1 protein-coding gene is annotated in these 5,824 nt (G+C 68.8%); it reads right to left on the bottom strand.

All coding sequences use genetic code 11. From position 1 onward, the window contains the following. Nucleotides 1-5,798: hypothetical protein (locus tag ACIP5W_RS35665; RefSeq protein ID WP_401482235.1), on the bottom strand; the 5,798-nt coding region annotated here is incomplete at its 3' end. Nucleotides 5,799-5,824 lie beyond the last annotated feature (26 nt).

The raw sequence follows: 5,824 nt of genomic DNA, 5'->3' as shown, positions 1-5,824 counted from the left end.
GAGGCCAGGGGGTGCAGGCCGATCTCGTGGGCGAGCATGCCCATCACGTAACCGATGTCGTACTTCTCGAAGTAGTAGCTGGCGAGGTTGATGTCGACACCGTCCTCGCCGCGGTCGATCACGTCGGCGGGCGTCTCCGTGGTGCGCACGTGCAGGGTGATGCGGACCGGACGGCCACCGACATACTCGCTGATCGTCGGGTGCTCTCCGAGCATTTCGATGATGCGGATCGCCTTGTCGCGGTACGTGGCGTTCGTGTGCTTCAGGTTGGTGAACTCGAAGTTGCCCGACTTGAAGGGGAGGAACATCACCTCTTGCGGCATGCGGGCAGGGATGTCGGTGTCCGCCGTGTCGTCGGCGGTGCGGGGAAGTGAGACCGGGTCCACCCACACCGCTTCGCGTGGGTCCGGGACGGCCTGGCTGCGGGCGTCTTCGAAGCTGCGGCCGTCCTCGCCGTCGTTCGTCAGGGGCGCGGGGGTCACGTCCCCGATCAGTGCGCCCAGCAGGGCCAGGTGGCGGTCGCGCAGACCGGCGACGGCGAGGGAGGCATCCTCGGGTTCCGCGTTCAGGTCACCGAGCAGGCTGCCGGGGACATGCGGACGGTGCGGGGCATCGGCGTCCCGGTACTCGTCGCGCAGGCCCAGCTGGTGGGTCAGCTCGTGCACCAACTCCACCGGGGCCGCATCCGCCCACCACGTGGTCTGGTCCATCACCTCGTCGCGGCCCACCAGATCCACCGTCAGATGCGGCGAGTCACCGACGTCCACCGGCTCCACCGTCACATGCAGACGGTCACCGTTGGGAAGACGGTAACCGCGGTCGTTCAGGAACTCCTCCACGCCCGCGCTCAACTGCCCGAAGACGTGCGCGCTCTGCCCGTCGGCGTCCCGCATCGCCACCCGCACGGTCAGGTCGGTGACCGGGTCACCGTCGTGCGTGAACCGGCGGGCGTCGAAGCCCGACCGCACCACGAACCGCGGACGGCCGTCCCGCGAGCCGTTCGGCAGCGTGGTGGTGGACGGGTCTTCCCGATCGTCCGCCTCGGTCCGCTGAGCAGTGCTCTGCGGCAGTCGAGGCCTGGCCTCGCCGGCCGGGGCGGGCCGCTGGATGCTGTCGCCCCGGTTGTTGGTCCCCACACTCGCGGCGAGCTGGGCGAAGTCCCGCAGCACACCGAACCGGCCCTTGTCCGCCGGCAACAAGGCACGAAGACGACTGTCCGCAGGCAGATGCGCATCCAACTGCGCCTTGTACGCGTTGTACGACCTCGCCGTGTACCCCGGATCCGCGACCGCCCGCGCCCGGTGGTCATTGGTCACCGCGATCGTCGCCACGTCCATGAGGTAGGTGTCGAACAGATCGGTGACGTCCTTGTCGCTGGCCCCCTCGTCGCGTTTGGCGACCTGCTGCGCCAGGACACGCGCCATCTCCACCACCACGTCGCGGTAGACCCGGTGCCGCATACGGTCCGGGGAAGCCGCCATGATGTGGTCCGCCTGACCTGCCCCCACCGTGTTCATCACACGGCTCTCCGGCAGCCCCGGCACCCGCTGCGCCACCCCCGCATGGTCGGCCTCGTCCCTGCCCAGACCGTCTCGCGCCGAGGCCAACGGATGCAGACCGATCTCATGCGCCAGCATCCCCATGAGATAACCGATGTCGTACTTCTCGAAGTAATAACTCGCCAGATTGATCTCCACCCCGCGCATCTCCGCCGCAGGCCTGACCACCAGAGCATCCGCCAGCTCCGCCCGCGCCACCTCGGCCGCCTCCACATCACCCGAGTCCGCCGCAGCCTCCAGAGCACGCATCGCGGCCTCCTGACGGGCCACGTCCAGATCGATCACGTCCGCCGGAGTCTCCGTGGTGCGCACATGCAGGGTGATCCGCACCGGACGGCCACCGACATACTCACGGATGATGTCGTGACTGCTCAGCGTCTCGATGACACGAACCGCCTTGTTCCGGTACGCATCCCTCTCGTAGTTGAGATTGGTGAACACGAAATTGCCCGACCCGAACGGCAGCAGTTCCTGGCCCTGCCGCATGTGAGCCGGGACCTCGGTGACCGTCGTGTCGTCTGCGGTCCGGGGCAGGGAGACCGGGTCCACCCACACCGCTTCGCGTGGGTCCGGGACGGCCTGGCTCCGGGCCTCCTCGAAGCTCCGGCCGACCTGCTCCGGCGCGGGGGCCACGTCCCCGATCAACGCGCCCAACAGGGCCAGGTGGCGGTCGCGCAGACCGGCCGCGGCGAGAGAGGCATCCTCCGGGTCCGCGTTCAGATCACCGAGCAGGCTGCCGGGGACATGCGGACGGTGCGGGGCATCGGCGTCCCGGTACTCGTCCCGCAGGCCCAACTGGTGCGTCAGCTCGTGCACCAACTCCACCGGAGCCGCATCCGCCCACCACGACACCTGGTCCATCGCCTCGTCGCGGCCCACCAGATCCACCGTCAGATGCGGCGAGTCCGCCGGATCGACGTACTCCACCGTCACATGCAGACGGTCGCCGTTCGGCAGGCGGTGACCCGGATCGTTCAGGAACTGGAGCACGCCAGCGTCGAGTCGCTCACGCACCCGCGCGCCCTGCTCCTCCGCACCGCGCAGCGCGACGCGGACGGTCAGGTCGGTGACCGGGTCACCGGCGTGCGTGAACCGACGGGCGTCGAAACCGGACCGCACCACGAACCGCGGACGGCCGTCCCGCGCACCCTGCGGCAGCGGAACGTCCGGTGCGGCCTGCCGGTCGAGCTCCTCCTCGGTCCGGTGACCGTTGTCCGTCCCCTGGGGGAGGCGGGGACGGGCCTCGCCGGCCGGGGCGGGCTGTTGGATGCTGTCGCCCCGGTTGTTGGTACCGACGCTGGTGGCGAGCTGGGCGAAGTCCCGCAGCACACCCCACCGGCCCTTGTCGGCAGGCAACAGGGCACGAAGACGACTGTCCGCAGGCAGATGCGCATCCAACTGCGCCTTGTACGCGTTGTACGACCTCGCCGTGTACCCCGGATCCGCGACCGCCCGCGCCCGGTGGTCGTTCGTCACCGCGATCGAGGCCAGATCCATCAGGTAGGTGTCGAACAGGTCCGTGACGTCCTTCGCCTTGGCACCCTCCACACCCACCCGCGCGCGTTGTTCCAGCACACCCGCCATCTCCACCACCGCGTCCCGGTAGACGCCGTGCCGGATCGACTGCGGGAACGCCGCCATGATGTGGTCCGCCTGACCCGAACCCACCGTGTTCATGAAACGCGGCTCGCTCAACGACTCCAGACCCGGAACCACGAACGGCATCCCCGCAAACAGATCCTCCTCCTCCGCGATACGCCCGTTCCGCGAAGCCAGAGGATGCAGAGCGATCTCATGCGCCAACATCCCCATGAGATAACCGGTGTCGTACTTCTCGAAGTAATAACTCGCCAGATTGATGTCCACACCGTCATCGCCACGGTCGGTCACATCGGCCGGCGCCTCCGTCGTCCGCAGACGCAGCGTGATACGCACCGGACGACCACCGATGTAGTCCCTGATCGTCGCGTGCTCATCCAGCAACTCGACGACCCGCATCGCCTTCTCGACATACCGGTCCGTCTGATTGAGATTCGTGAACTCGAAATTCCCCATCCGGAACGACCGCAACACCGGCTCCACAGGCACCGGGACCGCACCGGTGTCCTGCAGCATGTGAGCCGGGACCTCGGTGGCCGTCGAGCCGTCAGCGGCGGGCTGGGGCAGGGAAACCGGGTCCACCCACACCGCCTCACGCGTGTCGGGCACGGCCGCGCTGCGGGCCTCCTCGAAGCTCCGGCCGACCTCCTCGGGTGCCGGGGTCACGTCCCCGATCAACGCACCGAGCAGGGCGAGGTGGCGGTCGCGCAGACCAGCCGCGGCGAGGGAGGCATCCTCCGGATCCGCGTCCAGGTCACCCAGCAGACTGCCCAGAACGTGCGGACGGTGCGGGGCATCCGTGTCCCGGTACTCGTCCCGCAGGCCCAGCTGGTGCGTCAGCTCGTGCACCAGCTGCACCGGAGCCGCATCCGCCCACCACGACACCTGGTCCATCGCCTCGTCGCGGCCCACCAGATCCACCGTCAGATGCGGCGAGTCCGCCGGATCGACCTGCTCCACCGTCACATGCAGACGGTCACCGTTCGGCAGACGGTGCGCAGGGTCGTTGAGGAACTCCTCCACTCCTGCCTGGAGCCGGCCGAACACACGGGCGTTCTGCTCATGCGTGCCACGCAGCGCGAGACGGACCGTGAGGTCGGTGACCGGGTCACCGGCGTGCGTGAACCGGCGGGCATCGAAACCCGACCGCACCACGAACCGGGGACGACCGTCCCGCGCGCCGCGTGGCGCGGATGTGGCGGTTGGCGGCGTCTGCGGTGCCGTGCCGGTACCGGTGTCGCTGTCGGTGCGGGGAAGTCTGGGACGTGCCTCGCCCGTGTCGCCGCCGGACTGTTCCGGAGCAGGGGGCTGGGGCTGGGGCTGGGGCTGTTGGATGCTGTCACCGCGGTTGTTGGTCGCGATGCTGGTGGCGAGCTGCGTGAAGTCCCTCGCGACGCCGAACAGACCTTTGTCGGACGGCAGGAGCGCCTGCAGCGCGGGAGTATCCGCCAGCCGGGCGCGGAGCATCTCCTTGTAGGCGTTGTAGACCCTCGCCGTGTAGTTGGGCTCCTTGACCGCGTTCATCCGGTAGTCGCTGGTGACCCCGATGGACGCGAGGTCCATGAGATAGGTGTCGAACAGGTCGGTGACATCCTTGGGCTTGGCTCCCGCCACACCGACCCGGGCGTGCTGCGCGAGCACCTTGGCCATCTCCACGACGATGTCGCGGTAGATGCCGTGTCGGATGGTGGCGGGGTAGGCCGCCATGATGTGGTCGGCCTGGCCCGCGCTCTCGGTGTTCATCGTGCGCGGTGTCTTCAGGTCGGTCAGCCCGGGCACCGGCAGCGGCATGCCCCTGTAGGCCTCCTCCTGCTCCGGGATGTCCGTGTTGCGGGAGGCGAGGGGGTGCAGGCCGATCTCGTGGGCGAGCATGCCCATCACGTAACCGATGTCGTACTTCTCGAAGTAGTAGCTGGCCAGGTTGATCTGCACACCGTCGGCGCCCAGGTCGCGCACGTCGGCCGGGGTTTCGGTCGTGCGCAGGTGCAGGGTGATGCGGACGGGCCGGCCGCCGACGTAGTTCTTGATGGTGGTGTGCTCGTCGAGCAACCCGATGATCCGGATCGCCTTGTCCAGGTACCTCTCCGTCTGGTTGAGGTTCGTGAACTCGAAGTTCCCCATCTTGAAAGGACGTAGAACCGGCTCGGGTGGCGCCGGGACCGCACCGGTGTCCTGCGGCATGTGAGCCGGGACCTCGGTGACCGTCGTGTCGTCGGCGGTGCGGGGAAGGGAGACCGGGTCCACCCACACCGCTTCGCGTGGGTCCGGGACTGCCTGGCTGCGGGCGTCTTCGAAGCTGCGGCCGTCCTCGCCGTCGTTCGTCAGGGGCGCGGGGGTCACGTCCCCGATCAGTGCGCCCAGCAGGGCGAGGTGCCGGTCGCGCAGACCGGCAGCGGCGAGAGAGGCATCCTCCGGGTCCGCGTTCAGGTCACCGAGCAGGCTGCCGGGGACGTGCGGACGGTGCGGGGCATCGGCGTCCCGGTACTCGTCGCGCAGGCCCAGCTGGTGGGTCAGCTCGTGCACCAACTCCACCGGGGCCGCATCGGTCCACCACGTGGTCTGGTCCATCGTCCGGTCGCGGCCCACCAGATCCACCGTCAGGTGCGGGGAGCCGTCGGCGTCCACCGGCTCCACCGTCACATGCAGACGGTCACCGTTGGGAAGAC

Source organism: Streptomyces sp. NPDC088766 (assembly GCF_044750845.1).
In the GTDB taxonomy this organism is placed as follows: domain Bacteria; phylum Actinomycetota; class Actinomycetes; order Streptomycetales; family Streptomycetaceae; genus Streptomyces.
Note: the sequence above shows the minus strand (reverse complement) of the source record. Positions and strands in the feature narration are given on the sequence as shown.